Source organism: Kitasatospora sp. NPDC018619 (assembly GCF_044391605.1).
Classification (GTDB): domain Bacteria; phylum Actinomycetota; class Actinomycetes; order Streptomycetales; family Streptomycetaceae; genus Kitasatospora.
Map to the genome: position 1 here is coordinate 62,173 of NZ_JBISAI010000024.1, position 17,674 is coordinate 79,846.

The 17,674-nt window shown below is 73.1% G+C and carries 15 protein-coding genes and 2 pseudogenes; 13 read left to right on the plus strand and 4 right to left on the minus strand.

Annotated elements, in window-relative coordinates:
- Positions 1-128 precede the first annotated feature (128 nt).
- A complete protein-coding gene (locus ACH5AR_RS29530; RefSeq protein WP_396304583.1) occupies positions 129-824 on the plus strand; it encodes a demethylmenaquinone methyltransferase in 696 nt (231 codons plus the stop codon).
- 256 nt (positions 825-1,080) lie between these two features.
- Entirely contained in the window at positions 1,081-2,370 is a 1,290-nt protein-coding gene (locus tag ACH5AR_RS29535; protein WP_396304620.1) for a geranylgeranyl reductase family protein, read from the plus strand.
- A 125-nt stretch (positions 2,371-2,495) separates the two neighbouring features.
- On the opposite strand, the gene ACH5AR_RS29540 is transcribed toward ACH5AR_RS29535, so the two are convergent.
- The 3 genes from ACH5AR_RS29540 to ACH5AR_RS29550 form a co-directional block, all read right to left on the minus strand.
- Positions 2,496-2,840, minus strand: a complete 345-nt coding sequence (locus ACH5AR_RS29540; protein WP_396304584.1) for a MazG-like family protein — start codon at positions 2,838-2,840, stop codon at positions 2,496-2,498.
- A 98-nt stretch (positions 2,841-2,938) separates the two neighbouring features.
- Complete coding sequence (locus ACH5AR_RS29545; protein ID WP_396304585.1) at positions 2,939-3,652, minus strand: peptidylprolyl isomerase; 714 nt, start codon at positions 3,650-3,652, stop codon at positions 2,939-2,941.
- A gap of 84 nt (positions 3,653-3,736) precedes the next feature.
- Complete coding sequence (locus ACH5AR_RS29550; RefSeq protein ID WP_396304586.1) at positions 3,737-4,387, minus strand: TetR/AcrR family transcriptional regulator; 651 nt, start codon at positions 4,385-4,387, stop codon at positions 3,737-3,739.
- Between the two features lie 94 nt (positions 4,388-4,481).
- Here ACH5AR_RS29550 and ACH5AR_RS29555 point away from each other — a divergent pair, with 94 nt between their 5' ends.
- Both ACH5AR_RS29555 and ACH5AR_RS29560 read left to right on the plus strand, forming a co-directional pair.
- Positions 4,482-5,147: a CatB-related O-acetyltransferase gene (locus ACH5AR_RS29555; protein ID WP_396304587.1), complete on the plus strand. Its 666-nt coding sequence runs from the start codon at positions 4,482-4,484 to the stop codon at positions 5,145-5,147.
- 176 nt (positions 5,148-5,323) lie between these two features.
- On the plus strand, positions 5,324-6,316 hold the full coding sequence (locus ACH5AR_RS29560; RefSeq protein WP_396304588.1) for a DMT family transporter: 993 nt from the start codon (positions 5,324-5,326) through the stop codon (positions 6,314-6,316).
- Between the two features lie 16 nt (positions 6,317-6,332).
- Here ACH5AR_RS29560 and ACH5AR_RS29565 read toward each other — a convergent pair whose 3' ends face one another.
- Entirely contained in the window at positions 6,333-6,905 is a 573-nt protein-coding gene (locus ACH5AR_RS29565) for a hypothetical protein (RefSeq protein ID WP_396304589.1), read from the minus strand.
- 203 nt (positions 6,906-7,108) lie between these two features.
- On the opposite strand from ACH5AR_RS29565, the gene ACH5AR_RS29570 reads away from it, so the two are divergent.
- The 9 genes and pseudogenes from ACH5AR_RS29570 to ACH5AR_RS29610 form a co-directional block, all read left to right on the plus strand.
- The gene (locus ACH5AR_RS29570; RefSeq protein ID WP_396304590.1) at positions 7,109-8,188 is read left to right on the plus strand and encodes a sensor histidine kinase; all 1,080 of its coding nucleotides are present in this window, start codon (positions 7,109-7,111) and stop codon (positions 8,186-8,188) included.
- Between the two features lie 37 nt (positions 8,189-8,225).
- The gene (locus ACH5AR_RS29575; RefSeq protein ID WP_396304591.1) at positions 8,226-8,927 is read left to right on the plus strand and encodes a response regulator; all 702 of its coding nucleotides are present in this window, start codon (positions 8,226-8,228) and stop codon (positions 8,925-8,927) included.
- A 734-nt stretch (positions 8,928-9,661) separates the two neighbouring features.
- Positions 9,662-10,021 carry an NADH-quinone oxidoreductase subunit A gene (locus ACH5AR_RS29580; protein ID WP_030060100.1) on the plus strand — a complete coding sequence of 120 codons (360 nt, stop codon included), beginning with the start codon at positions 9,662-9,664 and terminating at the stop codon, positions 10,019-10,021.
- A 128-nt stretch (positions 10,022-10,149) separates the two neighbouring features.
- Positions 10,150-10,704: a NuoB/complex I 20 kDa subunit family protein gene (locus tag ACH5AR_RS29585; protein ID WP_396304592.1), complete on the plus strand. Its 555-nt coding sequence runs from the start codon at positions 10,150-10,152 to the stop codon at positions 10,702-10,704.
- Positions 10,614-11,414 (plus strand): annotated as a pseudogene (locus ACH5AR_RS29590) (NADH-quinone oxidoreductase subunit C); the annotation flags it as partial. The gene ACH5AR_RS29585 and the pseudogene ACH5AR_RS29590, both read left to right, overlap by 91 nt.
- A complete protein-coding gene (locus ACH5AR_RS29595) occupies positions 11,414-12,754 on the plus strand; it encodes an NADH-quinone oxidoreductase subunit D (RefSeq protein ID WP_396304593.1) in 1,341 nt (446 codons plus the stop codon). The pseudogene ACH5AR_RS29590 and the gene ACH5AR_RS29595, both read left to right, overlap by 1 nt.
- A gap of 17 nt (positions 12,755-12,771) precedes the next feature.
- Positions 12,772-13,701: an NADH-quinone oxidoreductase subunit NuoE gene (gene nuoE, locus ACH5AR_RS29600; RefSeq protein WP_396304621.1), complete on the plus strand. Its 930-nt coding sequence runs from the start codon at positions 12,772-12,774 to the stop codon at positions 13,699-13,701.
- On the plus strand, positions 13,701-15,062 hold the full coding sequence (gene nuoF, locus ACH5AR_RS29605; RefSeq protein ID WP_396304594.1) for an NADH-quinone oxidoreductase subunit NuoF: 1,362 nt from the start codon (positions 13,701-13,703) through the stop codon (positions 15,060-15,062). The genes nuoE and nuoF overlap by 1 nt, the downstream gene beginning before the upstream one ends.
- Positions 15,059-17,551: pseudogene (locus ACH5AR_RS29610) on the plus strand (NADH-quinone oxidoreductase subunit G); the annotation flags it as partial. The gene nuoF and the pseudogene ACH5AR_RS29610, both read left to right, overlap by 4 nt.
- Between the last annotated feature and the right edge of the window lie 123 nt (positions 17,552-17,674).

The following is a 17,674-nucleotide window of genomic DNA, read 5'->3' on the forward strand; positions in this document are numbered from 1 at the left end:
GGCGGCCGCTCCGGGGGCGGCGCCGGGGCGCGCGGCGGGGGCGGTGGTCGGGGCGGCTCCAGGGCGCGTGTCGGAGGCGGCGTGCCCCGTTGGTCGGGACGTCCGTGTGAGGGTGAACAATGGGGGGCGTGACCCGAGCCTCTCTGGACAAGCAGCCGCACGAAGTCGCCGCCATGTTCGACGACGTCGCGGCCAAGTACGACCGCACCAACGACGTGCTCTCCCTCGGCCAGGCCCGCGCCTGGCGCCGGGCGGTGGCCGAGGCGGTGGCCGCCGGGCCGGGGGACCTCGTGCTCGACCTCGGCGCCGGTACCGGCACCTCCTCCCTGCCCTTCGTCGAGGCCGGTGCGCGGGTCGTCCCGTGCGACTTCTCGGTCGGCATGCTCACCGAGGGCAAGCAGCGCCACCCCGAGCTGGCGCTCACCGCGGGCGACGCCACCCGGCTGCCGTTCGCGGACGACACCTTCGACTCGGTGACGATCTCCTTCGCGCTGCGCAACGTCCAGGACACCGACGCGGCGCTGCGCGAGATGCACCGGGTCACCAAGCCCGGCGGCAAGCTGGTGATCTGCGAGTTCTCCACCCCCACCTGGACGCCGTTCCGGACGGTCTACACCGAGTACCTGATGCGTGCGCTGCCGCCGGTGGCGACCGCCGTCAGCAGCAACCCGGAGGCGTACGTCTACCTCGCCGAGTCCATCCGGGCCTGGCCGGACCAGCCGGGGCTGGCTGCCAGGCTCCAGGACAACGGCTGGTCGAAGGTCGCCTGGCGGAACCTGACCGGCGGGATCGTCGCGCTGCACCGGGCCTACAAGGTCGGATAGCCCTGGGCGGGGCCGGCGGCGGTCGGGCCCCGTGGCGGTGGTGGGGTCGGGTCGGGGCCGGTGGCCGTCGGGTCGGCGGTGGCGGGTCCGGTGGTGCGCCGGCGGCGTCCGGGACGCGGTCGGGACGCGGTCGGGACGCGGTCGGGGGCGGGCGCGCATCCGGTGGCGTGAGCGGAACTAGACTGCCGGAGACAGAGCCGCCGTCCCCCCGCCGCAGTTCCAGGAGTGTGCCCACGTGTCCGAGACCGCAGCCGATCTGACGAAGCCGGACAGCCCCGTGGAGAGCACGGCCGACGTCATCGTGGTCGGTGCGGGCCCGGCCGGTTCCACCACCGCGTACTACCTGGCCCAGGCCGGTCTGGACGTGCTGCTGCTGGAGAAGACCGCCTTCCCGCGCGAGAAGGTCTGCGGTGACGGTCTGACCCCGCGCGCCACCAAGCAGCTGGTGGACATGGGCATCGACGTCTCCACCGAGAACGGCTGGCTGCACAACAAGGGCCTGCGCATCATCGGTGGCGGCGTCCGGCTGGAGCTGGACTGGCCCGAGCTGTCCTCCTTCCCGGACTACGGCCTGGTGCGCAAGCGCGCCGACTTCGACGAGCTGCTGGCGCGTCAGGCCGAGAAGGCCGGGGCGCGGCTCTACGAGCGCTGCAACGTCAGCGGGCCGGTCCTGGACGAGCGCACCGGCCGGATCGTCGGCGTCACCGCCAAGCTCGGCGAGGAGAAGCGGCCGGTCACCTTCCGGGCCCCGCTGGTGGTCGCCGCCGACGGCAACTCCACCCGGCTCTCGCTCGCCATGGGCCTGCACCGGCGCGAGGACCGCCCGATGGGCGTCGCCTACCGCACCTACTTCACCTCGCCGCGCCACGACGACGACTACCTGGAGTCCTGGCTGGAGCTGTGGGACACCCGCGGCGGCGAGCGCAAGCTGCTGCCCGGGTACGGCTGGGTCTTCGGCATGGGCGACGGTACCTCCAACGTCGGCCTCGGCATCCTCAACTCCTCGCCGGCGTTCGGCGAGCTGGACTGGCGCGAGGTCCTCAAGGCCTGGTGCGCGGGCATGCCGGAGGAGTGGGGCTACACCCCCGAGAACATGACCGAGCCGATCCGCGGCGCCGCGCTGCCGATGGCCTTCAACCGGCAGCCGCACTACACCCGCGGCCTGCTGCTCGTCGGCGATGCGGGCGGGATGGTCAACCCGTTCAACGGCGAGGGCATCGCCTACGCGATGGAATCCGGCCAGATCGCCGCCGGGGTCATCGTCCAGGCCCTCGCCCGGGTCACCGACGGCGGCCGCGAGCGCGCCCTCCAGGCCTACCCGCGCATCCTCAAGGACGTGTACGGCGGCTACTACACGCTCGGCCGTGCCTTCGTGAAGCTGATCGGCAACCCCAAGGTGATGCAGATCGCCACCCAGCGCGGCCTCACCCACCCGATGCTGATGCGCTTCACCCTCAAGCTGCTCGCCAACCTCACCGACCCCCAGGGCGGCGACGCGATGGACCGCGTGATCAACGGCCTCGCCCGGGTCGCACCGAACGCCTGAGCCGGTCGCGGTCGGAGCGGCGCTCGTGCCTCTCCGACCGCCCGGGGCGCCGCGTACGCCGAGGGCTTCGCCCGTGCCGGGGGCTCCGCGTGTGCCGGGGGCGCCTCCGCCGTCTCCTTCGCCCTCTACTGCGTCTCGGCCTGCGCTGCCTGGCGGGAGGCGGCGGAGCGCTGCTCGACGTAGGTGAGGCGCTCGTCGAAGACCCGGGCCGCGTCGGGGGTGAGCGTCCTCAGGGCGACGAGGGCGGCGAAGACGACGTCGCAGAGCTCGTGCTGGACGTCCTCCCAGGTGTGGGTGACGCCCTTGCGCGGGTTCTGGCCGGTGGCGCCGATCACCGCCGCACCGACCTCGCCGACCTCCTCGGAGAGCTTGAGGATCCGCAGCAGCCGTTCCTGCTGCGGCGACTGCGTGCCCTTCTCGTCCAGCCAAGCGACCATGTGGTCGACGCTCTCCCAGATCCGGCTGTCCATGCGGTGCTGCTCCTGCTCCCAGGCGGTGTCGTTGGTGCTGCCACCGTACGGGAGTGCGGGCGGCCGGGTGGCGGGCCGGGGCCGTCCGGCCCGCCCGGTCAGCGGGCGCTGATCTGCACGTTGCGGATGTTCACCGGGAGGTTGGGGAAGCCGTCGCCCGGGTTGTTCTGGTCGTCCTCGCCGCCGGCGGCGATCTTCTGGAGGACGTCCAAGCCGGCGGTGATCCGGCCGAACGGGGTGTAGGCGGGGGAGAGCTTGGTGTCCTTCCAGACGAAGAAGAACTGGCTGCCGTTGGTGTTCGGGCCGGCGTTGGCCATGGCCACCGTGCCGGCCGGGTAGGTGGCGCCGGTCAGGTTCTCGTCCGGGAAGGAGTAGCCCGGACCGCCGCTGCCCGTGCCGGTCGGGTCACCGCACTGGAGGACGTAGATCCGCTGGGTGGTGAGGCGGTGGCAGTGGCTCCGGTCGAAGTAGTCGTGCTCGGCGAGGAACCGGAACGAGAAGGTGGTGCATGGCGCCTTGTCGGTCAGTGCCTCGAAGGTGATCCGGCCCTGGCTGGTCCGCAGGGTCGCGCGGTAGGGCTTCGCCGCCTTCTTGGCGTCGAACACCGGGATGCCCTTGAAGTTGTCGGCCGGGACGGCCGGTGTGTAGGTGCAACCGGCGGCGGGGGCGGGGGCTGCGGTCGCGGGGGTGTCCGCGATGGCGGTGCCGGTGCTCGCCAGGAGCGGGAGGACGGTGGCGGCGGCGACCAGCGCCCAGTGGGTGCGCTTCACGTGACGGGCCTTCCGGGGGGTGGTGGACGGCTGGATTGTCATGGGTGCATCATCCACGGCCGGATGGGGATGCGGTAGGGGTTGAGGCGGCCGTGGCTCACCGGGCGGTAGGGCCGTGATGCTTTGTCAGTTCTCCTCCGAGGCGGTTGTGGTGGGGGTGAAGAGCCCGGCGCGGGCGGCCAGGGCGGCGGCGTCGGCGGCCCGCTCGGCGGTGCGGGCGTCCAGCGGTTCGCCGGAGACGAACAGGCGGTAGTAGAGCGGCGCGGTCGCGGCCCGGACCACCTCGGCGCCGTCCGTTCCGGCGGGCAGCTCGCCCCGGGCGACGGCCCGTTCCGCCACTTCGGCCGCCTGGCGGTGGCGGGCTGCGAAGAAGGCGCGCAGGGCGGCCGCGCCGGTGTCCGAGCGCTGGGCGGCGGAGATCAGCGCGGTGGGCGTGGGGCCGAGCTCCGGGTCGGTGAAGACGCTGAACACCTCCTGGGTGATCCGGCGGAGGTCCTGCCGGAGGTCGCCGGTGTCGGGCAGGGGCCAGGGCTGGTCGGCGGAGGCGGTCAGGGCGTCGGCGACCAGGCCGTCCACCCCGCCCCAGCGCCGGTAGAGGGTGGCCTTGTGCACGCCGGAGCGGGTGGCGACCGCCTCGACGGTGAGTCCGTCGTACCCCTTCTCGGTGACCTCGGCGAGCGTGGCGGCGACCACCTCCGCCCGGACCCGGGCGCTGCGGCCGCCTGGGCGCGGGGTGGGGGTGCGGGGCTCCGGCGAGGGGTGGGTGTCGTCGGTCAAAGTCGACTCCAGTCGCATTAAGTCTTGCCGTGGGGTGGCGGCCGTGCCATGCTCATCGTAATGCGACCTGAGTCGCATTACGAGAGGAGCCCGCTTGACTGCCACCACCACCCCCGACCCCACCTCCCTCCACCCGCTGGCCGGCCACGACCGGGTCGTCCTGCTGCGCCCGCTCGTCACCGATCCGCGGATCGAGGTCGGCGAGTACACCTACTTCGACGACCCCGACGGCGCCACCCGCTTCGAGGAGCGCAACGTCCTCTACGCCTACGGCCCCGAGCGGCTGGTGATCGGCAGGTACTGTGCGATCGCCACCGGCACCCGCTTCCTGATGGCCGGTGCGGCCCACCCGACCGTCGGCGTCTCCACCTTCCCTTTCACGATGTTCGGCGGCAGCTGGACCGAGCGGACCCTGGACATCGTCACGGGCCTGCCCAGCCGGGGCGACACGGTGGTCGGCAACGACGTCTGGTTCGGCCACGGGGCCACCGTCCTGCCCGGCGTCCGGATCGGCGACGGCGCGATCATCGCGGCCGGAGCGATGGTCACCTCCGACGTCGAGCCGTACACCGTCGTCGGCGGCAACCCCGCCCGTCCGATCCGGCGCCGTTTCGACGACGCCGACACCGAGCGCCTGCTCCGTGCGGCCTGGTGGAACTGGCCGACCGAGCTGGTCACCGAGCACGTCCGCACCATCATGTCCGGGACCCCGGCCGACATCGAGGCGATCGCCGGGGCGAACGGTCTGCTCGCCGCCTGACCCACCCGTGCCCGTGCCGGGCATTGATCACCGGCGGTCCGGTGCGCGAGGATTGCGCCTCGCTGCTCCGCGCTCCGCCCCGTCCACCGCCGGGCCTTCCGCCCGGACCCTGGGTCCGTCCGACGCCGTACGGTACTCGCGCCTGCCGGTTCCGTCCGTTCGGAGGGGTCTTCCGCATGCCAGTCTCCTTGTCCGGCCCGTCCGAGGGTGTGCCCTCGTCGGCCCTTCGTGATCTTCCGGTCCTGCTCGTGGCCGTGGTGTGGGGGTCGAGCTTCCTCGCCGTCCAGCGGGTGGCCGAACCCGGGACGGCCGTGGCGATGCTGGTGCTGCGTTTCGGCCTGGTGCTGCCGCTGCTCGGTCTGGTCGCCCGGCGCGCCCTGCGGAGGCTGAACCGCGCCGAGTGGCTCGGCGCCGCCGCCCTGGGGCTGGTGCTCAGCGGGATCTTCCTGCTGGAGACCTACGGGGCCGTGCACACCTCCGCGACCAATGCGGGGCTGATCATCAGCCTTGCGATGGTGCTCACCCCGCTCGGAGAGAGTGCCCTCGACCGGACGGCGCCGCCGAAGGCCTTCCTCGCAGCCGCGGGACTCGCCGTCCTCGGCGTCGCCCTGCTCACCGGTGACGGTGGACTGCGCCCTCCGGCGCTCGGTGACCTGCTGGTGCTGGGCGCCGCCCTCGTCCGCTCGGGGTACGTCCTGGCGACGGCCCGCACCCGCGCCGTCCGCGACACCGACATGCTCGCCGTCACCTGGGTCCAGCTCGCGGTGGCCACCGGGGTGTTCGCCGTCGTCGCGCTTCTGGTCGGGCCGGCGCCCTGGACGGTCGCGCGCTCGTACGGGGCCGGCCAGTGGGCCTGGTTGCTGCACCTGTCCTTGTTCTGCACCTTGTTCGCCTTCTTCGTCCAGATGTGGGCCGTGCGGGCCACGTCGCCCTCACGGGTGAGCCTGCTGCTCGGCACCGAGCCGCTGTGGGCCGCCGTCTTCGGGATCGCCCTCGCCGGGAACCGGATGGGCCCGCTCGCCCTGCTCGGCGGGGCCCTGGTGCTGGTCGCGACCGAGTGGGGCCGGCGCACCGCCCCCGCACCGCGGTCGGCCGCGGCCGTGGTCGTGGTCGGGGACGAAGGCAGGGCCGACGCCGTTCGGCGGAGCGCCGAGCCGGCCGAAGTGTGACCTGCTGCCGCCGTCGTCACCGGCGCCTGCGCAAGGTCCGGCGGGCGTAGTCGAGGGTGACCGCGCCGAGCAGCGGGCCCCAGGCGACCAGGGGCAGGTAGGCGAGTGTCATCACCACGGCGGCGAAGCCGTGCGGGGAGTCCGGCTCGGCCAGGTTGCGGGCCCAGCCGCCGAACAGGGCGGCCGCACCGGCGTAGGTGAGCACCGCCGAGCCCAGCAGCGCCGGGACGACCGCGGCGAGCGGCCGGACCCGACGGCCGCCTATCAGGGGGATCCATCGGGGGGCCACCTGCCCCCAGGGCCGGACCAGGCCCAGGGTCAGCAAGGCCAGCGACTCCGCCAGGGCGCTCAGGGCCACGCAGTAGACCGTGCCCCAGCCCGGCTGGTGCGCGTCGAACGCCGCGGCCGTCGCGCCGGTGAACCCGACCGGGACGCCGAACCCGAACGCGATCCGCCACAGCCCGGAGGGGACGGCGGCGAGGACGGCGGCCTTCGCGGCGGCCCGGGCCCAGCGCGGGGCGGGCGGGACGGCCGGAACGGCAGCCCCGACCGGGCGGGCGGTACGGGCGTTGATCACGAGCTTCGACATGGTGCGGGGTCTCCCTTCGGCCCGGCCTCCGTGGCCGGTGCGATGACTCAAGACTGGAGGCCCACGAGGGGTTCGCGGCAGATGCCGATCGGGCTGTTCGCCCTGCTCAACCGCCCTTTGAAATATGCCGATCGGCACAGGCGCGGCACTCGGCGGCCGTCGTAGTGTGACGGCAGTCGAAGAGTCGAGAAGAGGTGGTGACGATGACTCAGCTCCTGGCCGGGATCCTCCTGGTCCTGGTGCCGCCGGCCCGGGCGGCACGGCGGCGGTACGGGGCGGCGGCCGTGACGGCGGTGCTCGGGGCGGTGTCGGTCGCGGTCACGGTCGCCGTCCGGCTCCTCGGCTGCTGGGCGGAGGGCCAGCGCTGGGCCGGGCTGCTGGGCCTGGCCGAGTTGGCCGTCCTCCTGCTGGCGGTGGTCGTCAGTCTGCGGGCGGAGGACGGTCCGCGCTGCGCGGCGGCGGCCTGGACGGCCTGTGCAGCGGTCGCCCTCTGGCCGTCCCGGTTCGCGTTCGTCGAGGGGCCCGCGGACACGCTCACCCTCTTCGGCTTCGGATCGATGCTCTCCCTGCCGGCCGTCCTGGTCGGGCTGTACCTGCGCGGCCTGGACGAGGGGCGGAACCGGGCGGTGGCGGAGGCCCGGCGCGCGCAGCGGCTCGAACTCGCCCACGACCTGCACGACTTCGTGGCGCACGACGTCAGTGCGATGGTCGCCCAGGCCCAGGCGGGGGCCTATCTGGCGGGGATCGATCCGGCCGGTGCGGCCGAGCTGTTCCAGCGAATAGAGCAGGCCGGGCAGCGGGCGCTGGCCTCGCTGGACCGGACGGTACAGCTGCTGCGCACCGAGGAGGCCGGTGGCCGCGGCCCGCAGGCCGGACTCGCCGAACTCGCCGAGGTGGCCGAGCGGTTCACGGCGGCGGGCGGCGCCGAGGTCCGGCTGGAGCTTCCGGAGGGGCCGGTCCCGCGCGAGGTGGAGGGCACCGTCCACCGGATCGTGGTCGAGTCCCTCACGAACGTCCGGAGGCACGCCCCGGCTGCGCGGATGGTCGAGGTCAGGGCCCGCCGCAGCGGTGGGCGGCTGGAGCTGACGGTGACCAACGACGGTCGGGCACCGGGCCCGCCGGGGCGGCCGCGCCGGGGCGGTGGCAGCGGGCTGCCGGGGCTGGCGGCCCGGGTGGAGGCCCTCGGCGGCTCACTGGAGGCCGGTCCGCACGAGGCAGCGGCCTGGCGGGTGACGGCAGTGCTGCCGCTGGAGGAGGCCGGCGCGGCGCCGGCGCGATCGTAGAGGCCGGGGTGGTCCGGTGACGGGAGAGGTGCGGGACATGGGCAGTGGTAGAGGGCCGGTTCGGATCCTGGTCGCGGACGACCAGGCGGACATCCGCAGCGCGTTCCGGATGATCCTGGACGTCCAGCCGGACATGGCGGTGGTCGCGGAGGCGGCGGACGGTGCGGCGGCGGTGGCGGAGGCCCGGAGGCTGCGGCCGGACGTGGTCCTCGCGGACATCCGGATGCCGAAGCTCGACGGTCTGGAGGTCACCCGCCAGTTGGCCGACCAGTGCAAGGTGATCGTGGTGACCACCTTCGACCTCGACGAGTACGTGCACACGGCACTGCGGCACGGCGCGGCCGGGTTCCTGCTGAAGCGCTCGGGGCCGGTGCTGCTGATCGAGGCGGTCCGAGCGGCGATGGCCGGGGACGCGTTGATCAGTCCGCAGATCACCGTCCGGCTCCTGCGGCACATGACCCTCCCGGGGGCGGAGCCGAAGCCGGTGCCGGGTGCGAGGGCGGCCTCGGCGACGGGGCCGCACCCGAAAGCCGGGCCGACGGAGGAGCTGACCACGAGAGAACGGGAGATCGCCGAGCTGGTGGCGGATGGGGCGACCAATGCCGAGATCGGTGCGGGGCTGTTCATCTCACCGGGCACGGTGAAGAACCACCTCGCCAACGTCCAGCGCAAGATCGGGGCCCGCAACCGGGTGGGCGTCGCGGCCTGGGTTTGGGAGCAGGCCATGGCCCGCCAGTAGCCGGCCCCGACCCCGCCCGGCCCCGACCCCGCCCGACCCCGACCCCGCCCGGCGCCCAACCCCGCCCGGCGCTCGGCAGCCCACTGCCACCGCCCCGGCGCGGCCGCCCCGACGGGCCTCCGGCCTCCGCCGGGGCCCCACCCCCGCCCGGCCCCCGACCCCGCCCGGCCCCCAACCCCGCCCGGCCCCCGGCCCCCGGCCTCCCCGCCCGGCCAGGCCGCCGCCGACCTCACGGTCAGGGCGCCGCCGACCCCCGGCAGCGAGCGCCCGCGGAAGGGGAGGGGAACCCCGCCCGACGCCCGGCTCGCGCGCTTGTGAACGAAGGGTCAAGCGAGCGTTCGGCACCCAGCCACCCCTGCGAGTGAGCCGCTATAACACGTCAACATGACGCCCGGAAATTTGCCCCGGCCGACGCATAGTTGATATAGGAACACGCCCCTGACCAGCCGCTTCACAAGTGAATGCGACTACTTGTGATCGTTTGACTGCTTTGCGTCGACAAATCTGGGCATGTTCGCATTCGATCCCATTCGAAGGGTGTCGTAGATCACAAAGTTGGCGGTGAACTGCGTGTCGCAGATCACAAGCCGACGGGCATAGGATGCGCTCGTTCCAGGGTTTGTGAACTGCCTCACATGGGGTGGATCTCGGGAACTGGAACGCGGCTTCACCTCAGGGTGACCTGCCGGTTCCGATCTGCAGTCAAGGACGACTGGACGGAGGGAGCGGGGGCTATGAATGCCTACGCGCCGATCCTCGTACTCGGTGCCATCGCGGCGGCGTTCGCGGTCGGCTCCGTCGTGATGGCCTCACTCACCGGCCCGAAGCGCTACAACCGGGCCAAGTTGGAGGCGTACGAGTGCGGCATCGAGCCGACCCCGCAGCCCGTGGGCGGCGGTCGGTTCCCGATCAAGTACTACCTGACGGCGATGCTCTTCATCGTCTTCGACATCGAGATCGTCTTCCTCTACCCCTGGGCGGTGACCTTCGACGCCCTGGGGATCTTCGGGCTGGTCGAGATGCTCCTGTTCATCGCCACCGTCTTCGTCGCGTACGCCTACGTGTGGCGGCGCGGCGGCCTGGAGTGGGACTGAGCGCGGGGTGGTCCGAGCGCGGGGTGGTGGCCCCACCCGTCCGCCGGTTGCGCACCCGCTTGTGAACGAGCGGACAAGCCAGAGCCGGCCCACGTATCAGCGGACTCGAGGGCATTGAGAGGGATCTGATGGGAATCGAGGAGAAGCTGCCGAGCGGCTTTCTGCTCACGACGGTGGAGACGGCCGCCGGCTGGGTGCGCAAGGCGTCACTCTTCCCGGCCACCTTCGGTCTGGCCTGCTGCGCGATCGAGATGATGACCACCGGGGCGGGCCGCTACGACCTGGCCCGGTTCGGCATGGAGGTCTTCCGGGGCTCCCCCCGGCAGGCCGACCTGATGATCGTCGCGGGCCGGGTGAGCCAGAAGATGGCCCCGGTGCTGCGCCAGGTGTACGACCAGATGCCCAACCCCAAGTGGGTCATCTCGATGGGCGTCTGCGCCTCGTCCGGCGGGATGTTCAACAACTACGCGGTCGTCCAGGGCGTCGACCACATCGTCCCGGTGGACATCTACCTGCCCGGTTGTCCGCCCCGTCCGGAGATGCTGATGGACGCCATCCTGAAGCTGCACGACAAGATCCAGCACGAGCCGTTGGGCGTCAACAAGCGCCGTGCCGAGGAGCTCGGCGAGGCACTCGCCCTCAAGGCCACGCCGGTCAGCGAGATGCGGGGGCGGCTGCAGTGAACGACCAGGTACCCGAGACCCGCCGCGAGCAGCCGGTCCGCGAGATCCCGGTCGAGGTGGTCGGCCGGCGCCAGGGCATGTTCGGCACCAAGGGCAGCGGCGACACCTCCGGCTTCGGCGGCCTGGCCGCTCCGATCGTGCTGCCGGGCCCGAGCGAACGCCCGTACGGCGGCTGGTTCGACGAGGTCGCTGACGAGCTGGAGGGAGCCCTGGAGGAGCAGGGCCTGGACCCGGCCGAGGCGATCGGGAAGACGGTGGTCGACCGCGGCGAGATCACCTTCCACATCGAGCGCGACCACCTGCTGAGGACCGTCCGGATCCTGCGCGACGACCCGGCGCTGCGCTTCGAGCTCTGCCTGGGGGTGAGCGGCGTGCACTACCCCGGCGACAAGGGGCGCGAGCTGCACGCGGTCTACCACCTGCGCTCGATCACCCACGGCCGGCTGATCCGGCTGGAGGTCACCGCGCCCGACGCGGACCCGCACGTCCCCTCCGTGGTCAGCGTCTACCCGACCAACGACTGGCACGAGCGCGAGGTCTACGACTTCTTCGGCCTGGTCTTCGAGGGCCACCCGGCACTCACCCGGATCATGATGCCGGACGACTGGCTGGGCCACCCGCAGCGCAAGGACTACCCGCTCGGCGGCATCCCCGTCGAGTACAAGGGCGCCCAGATCCCGGCTCCCGACCAGCGGAGGTCGTACAGCTGATGAACACCCAGCACGATGAACAGACCGAGGCGGCGGACGTCCGCGAGACCACCGAGGGCCGGGTCTTCACCGTCACCGGCGGCGACTGGGGCGAGGTGGTCGAGGCGGTCGGCCGGGCCGACGACGAACGCATCATCGTCAACATGGGCCCCCAGCACCCCTCCACCCACGGGGTGCTGCGGCTGATCCTGGAGATCGACGGCGAGACGGTGAAGGAGGCCCGCTGCGGCATCGGCTACCTCCACACCGGCATCGAGAAGAACATGGAGTTCCGCAACTGGGTGCAGGGCACCACCTTCGTGACCCGGATGGACTACCTGACCCCGCTGTTCAACGAGACCGCCTACTGCCTGGCGGTCGAGAAGCTGCTCGGCATCACCGACGACGTCCCGGACCGCGCCAACGTCATCCGGGTGATGATGATGGAGCTCAACCGGATCTCCTCGCACCTGGTCTGCCTGGCCACCGGCGGCATGGAGATCGGCTCCACCACCCTGATGATCTACGGCTTCCGGGACCGCGAGCTGATCCTGGACGTCTTCGAGCTGGTCACCGGCCTGCGCATGAACCACGCGTACGTGCGCCCCGGCGGCCTCGCCCAGGACCTGCCGCCCGGCGCGGTCGACCAGATCCGCGAGGCGGTCAAGGTCTTCCGCTCCCGGATGCACGAGTACGACAAACTCGCCACCGGCAACCCGGTGTTCAAGGCCCGCCTGGTCGACGTCGGCTTCCTGGACCTGCCCGGCTGCGTGGCCCTCGGCGCCACCGGCCCGATCCTGCGGGCCACCGGCCTGCCGCACGACCTGCGCAAGACCGACCCGTACTGCGGCTACCAGGACTACGACTTCGAGGTCGCGATCGCGGACAGCGCCGACTCCTACGGCCGCTTCCTGATCCGCCTGGAGGAGATGAAGCAGTCCCTGCGGATCGTCGAGCAGTGCCTGGACCGGCTGCGGCCCGGCCCGGTCATGGTGGCCGACAAGAAGATCGCCTGGCCCGCGCAACTGGCCGTCGGCCCGGACGGGATGGGCAACTCGCTCGACCACATCCGCAAGATCATGGGCACCTCGATGGAGGCGCTGATCCACCACTTCAAGCTGGTCACCGAGGGCTTCCGGGTCCCGGTCGGCCAGGCGTACGCGGCGGTCGAGTCGCCCAAGGGCGAGCTGGGCGTGCACGTGGTCAGCGACGGCGGCACGCGCCCGTACCGGGTCCACTTCAGGGACCCGTCGTTCACCAATCTGCAGACGATGGCGGCGATGTGCGAGGGCGGCCAGGTGGCCGACGTGATCGTCGCAGTGGCCGGGATCGACCCGGTGATGGGAGGCGTGGACCGGTGACCAACGTCGAACTCGGACTGCCGGCACTGCCGGCCGCACCGTACCCCGAGGAGGTGCACGCCCGGCTGGCCGCCGACGCCGCCGAGCTGGTCGCCCGCTACCCGCAGGCCCGTTCGGCGCTGCTGCCGCTGCTGCACCTGGTGCAGGCCGAGGAGGGCTTCGTCAGCCCGACCGGCATCCGCTTCTGCGCCGAGCAGCTCGACCTCACCACCGCCGAGGTCACCGCGGTCGCGACCTTCTACACCATGTACCGGCGCCGCCCGGCCGGGAAGTACCACGTCGGGGTCTGCACCAACACCCTGTGCGCGGTGCTCGGCGGCGACCAGATCTTCGCCGAGCTCCAGGAGCACCTGGGCATCCGCAACAACGAGACCACCGAGGACGGCGAGGTCTCGATCGAGCACATCGAGTGCAACGCCGCCTGTGACTACGCGCCCGTGGTGATGGTCAACTGGGAGTTCTTCGACAACCAGACCCCGGACAGCGCCCGGCAGCTGGTCGACGACCTGCGGGCCGGCCGCGAGGTGCGGCCCACCCGCGGCGCCCGGCTGTGCGGCTTCAAGGAGACCGCCCGGATCCTGGCCGGCTTCCCGGACGAGCGCCCGGGCGCCAACGACGAGTCCGGAGCCGGCGGCGCGCCCTCCCTGGCCGGGCTGCGGCTGGCCCGCGGCGAGGCCCTGCCCGGCACCCCCGGCACCAAGGTCGTCTCCCCCCGCCCGGCATCCCCCCGCCCCGAGAGCAACGGCCAGCCGGACAACGGTCAGCCGGGCAGCAGCCAGGCAGGCAACGGTCAGCCGGGCAGCAGCCAGGCAGGCAACGGTCAGCCGGGCAGCAGCCAGGCAGGCAACGGTCAGCCGGGCAGCAGCCAGGCAGGCAACGGTCAGCCGGGCAGCAGCCAACCGGACAACGGCCAGCCGGGCAGCGGCCGCGAAGGGAGCGAAGCGTGATGACCTCCGCCGAGCCGGCCGAGAAGCTGCTCACCCCGGTGCTGTCCGACCCCTGGGACGACAGCCGCCCGTGGACGCTCGACACCTACCGCCGCCACCACGGCTACGAGGGCCTCAAGGCGGCCCTCGCCATGCCGCCGGACGACGTGATCGCCCTGGTCAAGGACGCCGGCCTGCGCGGCCGCGGCGGCGCCGGGTTCCCCACCGGGATGAAGTGGCAGTTCATCCCGCAGAACGACGGCAAGCCGCACTACCTGGTGGTCAACGCGGACGAGTCCGAGCCGGGCACCTGCAAGGACATCCCGCTGCTGTTCGCCAACCCGCACTCCCTCATCGAGGGCATGATCATCGCCTCCTACGCGATCCGCTGCGACCACGCCTTCGTCTACCTGCGCGGCGAGGTCGTCCCGGTGCTGCGCCGGCTGCACGCGGCCGTCGCCGAGGCGTACGGTGCGGGGCTGCTGGGCCGGAACATCCTCGGCTCCGGCGTCGACCTCGACATCACCGTGCACGCCGGCGCCGGCGCCTACATCTGCGGTGAGGAGACGGCGCTGCTGGACTCCCTGGAGGGCCGCCGCGGCCAGCCGAGGCTGCGGCCGCCGTTCCCGGCCATCGCCGGCCTGTACGCCTGCCCGACGGTGGTCAACAACGTCGAGTCGATCGCCTCGGTGCCGCCGATCCTGGCCCGCGGCAAGGAGTGGTTCAGGGCCCTGGGCACCGAGAAGTCGCCCGGCTTCACGCTCTACTCGCTCTCCGGCCACGTCACCAACCCCGGCCAGTACGAGGCCCCGCTCGGCATCACTCTGCGCCAGCTGCTCGACCTCAGCGGCGGCGTCCGCCCCGGGCACCGGCTGAAGTTCTGGACCCCGGGCGGCTCCTCCACCCCGATGTTCACCGACCGGCACCTCGACGTCCCGCTGGACTACGAGGGCGTCGGGGCGGCCGGCTCGATGCTCGGCACCAAGGCGCTCCAGGTCTTCGACGAGACCACCTGCGTGGTGCGGGCCGTCACCCGCTGGACGGAGTTCTACGCCCACGAGTCCTGCGGCAAGTGCACCCCCTGCCGCGAGGGCACCTACTGGCTGGTCCAGCTGCTCCAGCGGATCGAGGCCGGCGAGGGCGTCGACGGGGACCTGGAGAAGCTCCTCGACATCGCCGACAACATCAACGGCAAGTCCTTCTGCGCGCTGGGCGACGGTGCGGCCAGCCCGATCGTCTCCTCGCTCCAGCACTTCCGGGCCGAGTACGAGCAGCACCTGGCCGAACGCCGCTGCCCGTTCGACCCGGCCGCCTCCACCGTCTGGGCCGACGGCCCCCGCCCCGGCCACCAGTCCGCCACCGAAAGGGAGGTGCACGCGTGACGATCACAGAGCCAACCGCCTCCGAGACCGCGGTCGAACTGGTCACGCTCACCATCGACGGCGTCGAAGTGCGCGTCCCCAAGGGGACGTTGGTGATCCGGGCCGCCGAGACCATCGGCACCCAGATCCCGCGCTTCTGCGACCACCCGCTGCTCGACCCGGCCGGCGCCTGCCGCCAGTGCATCGTCGAGGTCGAGGGCCAGCGCAAGCCGGTCGCCTCCTGCACCATCCCGGTGGCCGAGGGCATGGTGGTGCGCACCCAGCTCAGCTCGCCGGTGGCGGAGAAGGCCCAGCGCGGCGTGATGGAGCTGCTGCTGATCAACCACCCGCTGGACTGCCCGGTCTGCGACAAGGGCGGCGAGTGCCCGCTGCAGAACCAGGCGATGACCAGCGGTGCCGCCGACTCCCGCTTCGAGGGCATGAAGCGCACCTACGAGAAGCCGGTGCCGATCAGCAGCCAGGTGCTGCTGGACCGCGAGCGCTGCGTGCTGTGCGCCCGCTGCACCCGCTTCTCCCAGCAGATCGCCGGGGACCCGTTCATCGACCTGGTGGAGCGCGGGGCGCTCCAGCAGGTCGGCACCGGCGAGGGCGACGACTTCGAGTCGTACTTCTCCGGGAACACCATCCAGATCTGCCCGGTGGGCGCGCTCACCTCGGCGGCCTACCGCTTCCGCTCCCGCCCCTTCGACCTGGTCTCCTCGCCGAGCGTGTGCGAGCACTGCGCCTCGGGCTGCGCCCAGCGCACCGACCACCGGCGCGGCAAGGTGCTGCGCCGGCTGGCCGGCGAGGACCCGGCGGTGAACGAGGAGTGGAACTGCGACAAGGGCCGCTTCGCCTTCCGCTACGCCCAGCAGCGCGACCGGCTGACCACCCCGCTGGTGCGGGTGGACGGCGAACTGGTGCCCGCCTCCTGGCCGGAGGCGCTGGCCCGGGCGGCCGAGGGGCTGCGCGGGGTCCGGGCGGCGGTGCTGGCCGGCGGCCGGGTGACGGTCGAGGACGCCTACGCGTACGGGAAGTTCGCGCGGGTGGTGCTGGGCACCAACGACGTGGACTTCCGCGCCCGCCCGCACAGCGGCGAGGAGGCGGACTTCCTGGCCGCCGCGGTGGCCGGGCGGGGCGTCGACGTGGACGGCACCGGCGTGGCCTACCAGGACCTGGACCGGGCACCCGTGGTGCTGCTGGCGGGCTTCGAGCCGGAGGAGGAGTCGCCGATCGTCTTCCTGCGGCTGCGCAAGGCGACCAGGGCGACGGGCCTGAAGGTGTTCTCGGTCGCCGCGTTCGCCTCCCGGGGCCTGGCCAAGCTGCGCGGGGCGCTGCTGCCGGCCGCCCCCGGCACCGAACCGGAGTGGTTCGCGGCGCTCGCGGCGGACGAGCCGCTGAACGACGCCGCGGGCCGGGCGGCCGAACTGCTGCGCACCCCGGGCGCGGTGATCCTGGCGGGCGAGCGGCTGGCGGCCGTGCCGGGCGGGCTGACGGCGGTGCTGCGGCTGGCGCACGCGACGGGCGCGAGGCTCGCCTGGGTGCCGCGCCGGGCCGGTGAGCGCGGGGCGGTCGAGGCGGGTGCGCTGCCCGGCCTGCTGCCCGGCGGCCGTCCGGTGGCCGTTCCGGCGGCCCGGGCGGAGGCGGCCGCCGTCTGGGGCGGGGCCGAACCGCCGTCCCGGCCGGGCCGGGACACCGACGGGATCCTGGCCGCGGCCGCGGTCGGCGAGCTGGACGCGCTGCTGGTCGGCGGCGTGGACCCGGACGACCTGCCGGATCCGGCGCTGGCCGACGAGGCGCTCGCGGCGGTGCCGTTCCTGGTGTCGCTGGAGCTGCGCCCATCGGCCGTGACGGCGCGCGCCGACGTGGTGCTGCCGGTGGCGGCGGTGGCGGAGAAGGCCGGCACCTTCCTGGACTGGGAGGGCCGGGTGCGGATGTTCGAGTCCGCGCTCAAGCCGGACCAGCAGATGGGCCGTCACCTCCAGTCCGACCTGCGGGTGCTGAGCATGCTGGCCGACGCACTGGGCCACCGGCTGGGCCTGCCGGACGTCCGGGCCGCCCGGCTGGAGCTGGACCGTTTCGCCCCCTGGACGGGCGACCGCACGGCCGACCCGGCGGCGCACCCGGGCCTGCTGCCCCGTCCGGCCGCGGGCCAGGCGGTGCTGGCGGGCTGGCGCCTGCTGCTGGACAACGGCGTGCTGCAGCAGGGGGACCCGCACCTGGCGGGCACCCGGCACCGGGCGGTGGCCCGGATCTCGCCGGAGACGGCGAAGGAGATCGGCGCCGAGGCGGCCGGAGCGCTGCGGCTGACCGGCCCGGCCGGTTCGCTGACCCTGCCGCTGGAGGTCACCGACTCGATCCCGGACCGCACGGTCTGGGCTCCGCTGGACTCCACGCCGGGCGGCGCCCACCGCGCGCTCGGCACCACCGTCGGCCACCTGGTCACGATCGCCGCGGCCGAGCCGGAGCCGGTACCGGGGGCCGCTCCGGCGCCGGAACCCGCGCCGGAACCCGCGGCGGCACCGGACCCCGCGCCGGCGCCAGGCGCCGAGCCGGTACCCGAGCCGACGGCCGAACACGGTCCGCAGGCCGCGCCGGCGTCGGACCCGGCCCCCGCACCGCAGGCCGCGCAG

Coding starts and splice junctions, on each gene's coding strand:
- ACH5AR_RS29585 (WP_396304592.1), top strand. CDS start 10,150: ATGGGAATCGAGGAGAAGCTGCCGAGCGGCTTTCTGCTCACGACGGTG.
- ACH5AR_RS29580 (WP_030060100.1), top strand. CDS start 9,662: ATGAATGCCTACGCGCCGATCCTCGTACTCGGTGCCATCGCGGCGGCG.
- nuoF (WP_396304594.1), top strand. CDS start 13,701: ATGACCTCCGCCGAGCCGGCCGAGAAGCTGCTCACCCCGGTGCTGTCC.
- ACH5AR_RS29575 (WP_396304591.1), top strand. CDS start 8,226: ATGGGCAGTGGTAGAGGGCCGGTTCGGATCCTGGTCGCGGACGACCAG.
- ACH5AR_RS29565 (WP_396304589.1), bottom strand. CDS start 6,905: ATGTCGAAGCTCGTGATCAACGCCCGTACCGCCCGCCCGGTCGGGGCT.
- ACH5AR_RS29570 (WP_396304590.1), top strand. CDS start 7,109: ATGACTCAGCTCCTGGCCGGGATCCTCCTGGTCCTGGTGCCGCCGGCC.
- ACH5AR_RS29540 (WP_396304584.1), bottom strand. CDS start 2,840: ATGGACAGCCGGATCTGGGAGAGCGTCGACCACATGGTCGCTTGGCTG.
- ACH5AR_RS29545 (WP_396304585.1), bottom strand. CDS start 3,652: ATGACAATCCAGCCGTCCACCACCCCCCGGAAGGCCCGTCACGTGAAG.
- ACH5AR_RS29595 (WP_396304593.1), top strand. CDS start 11,414: ATGAACACCCAGCACGATGAACAGACCGAGGCGGCGGACGTCCGCGAG.
- ACH5AR_RS29560 (WP_396304588.1), top strand. CDS start 5,324: ATGCCAGTCTCCTTGTCCGGCCCGTCCGAGGGTGTGCCCTCGTCGGCC.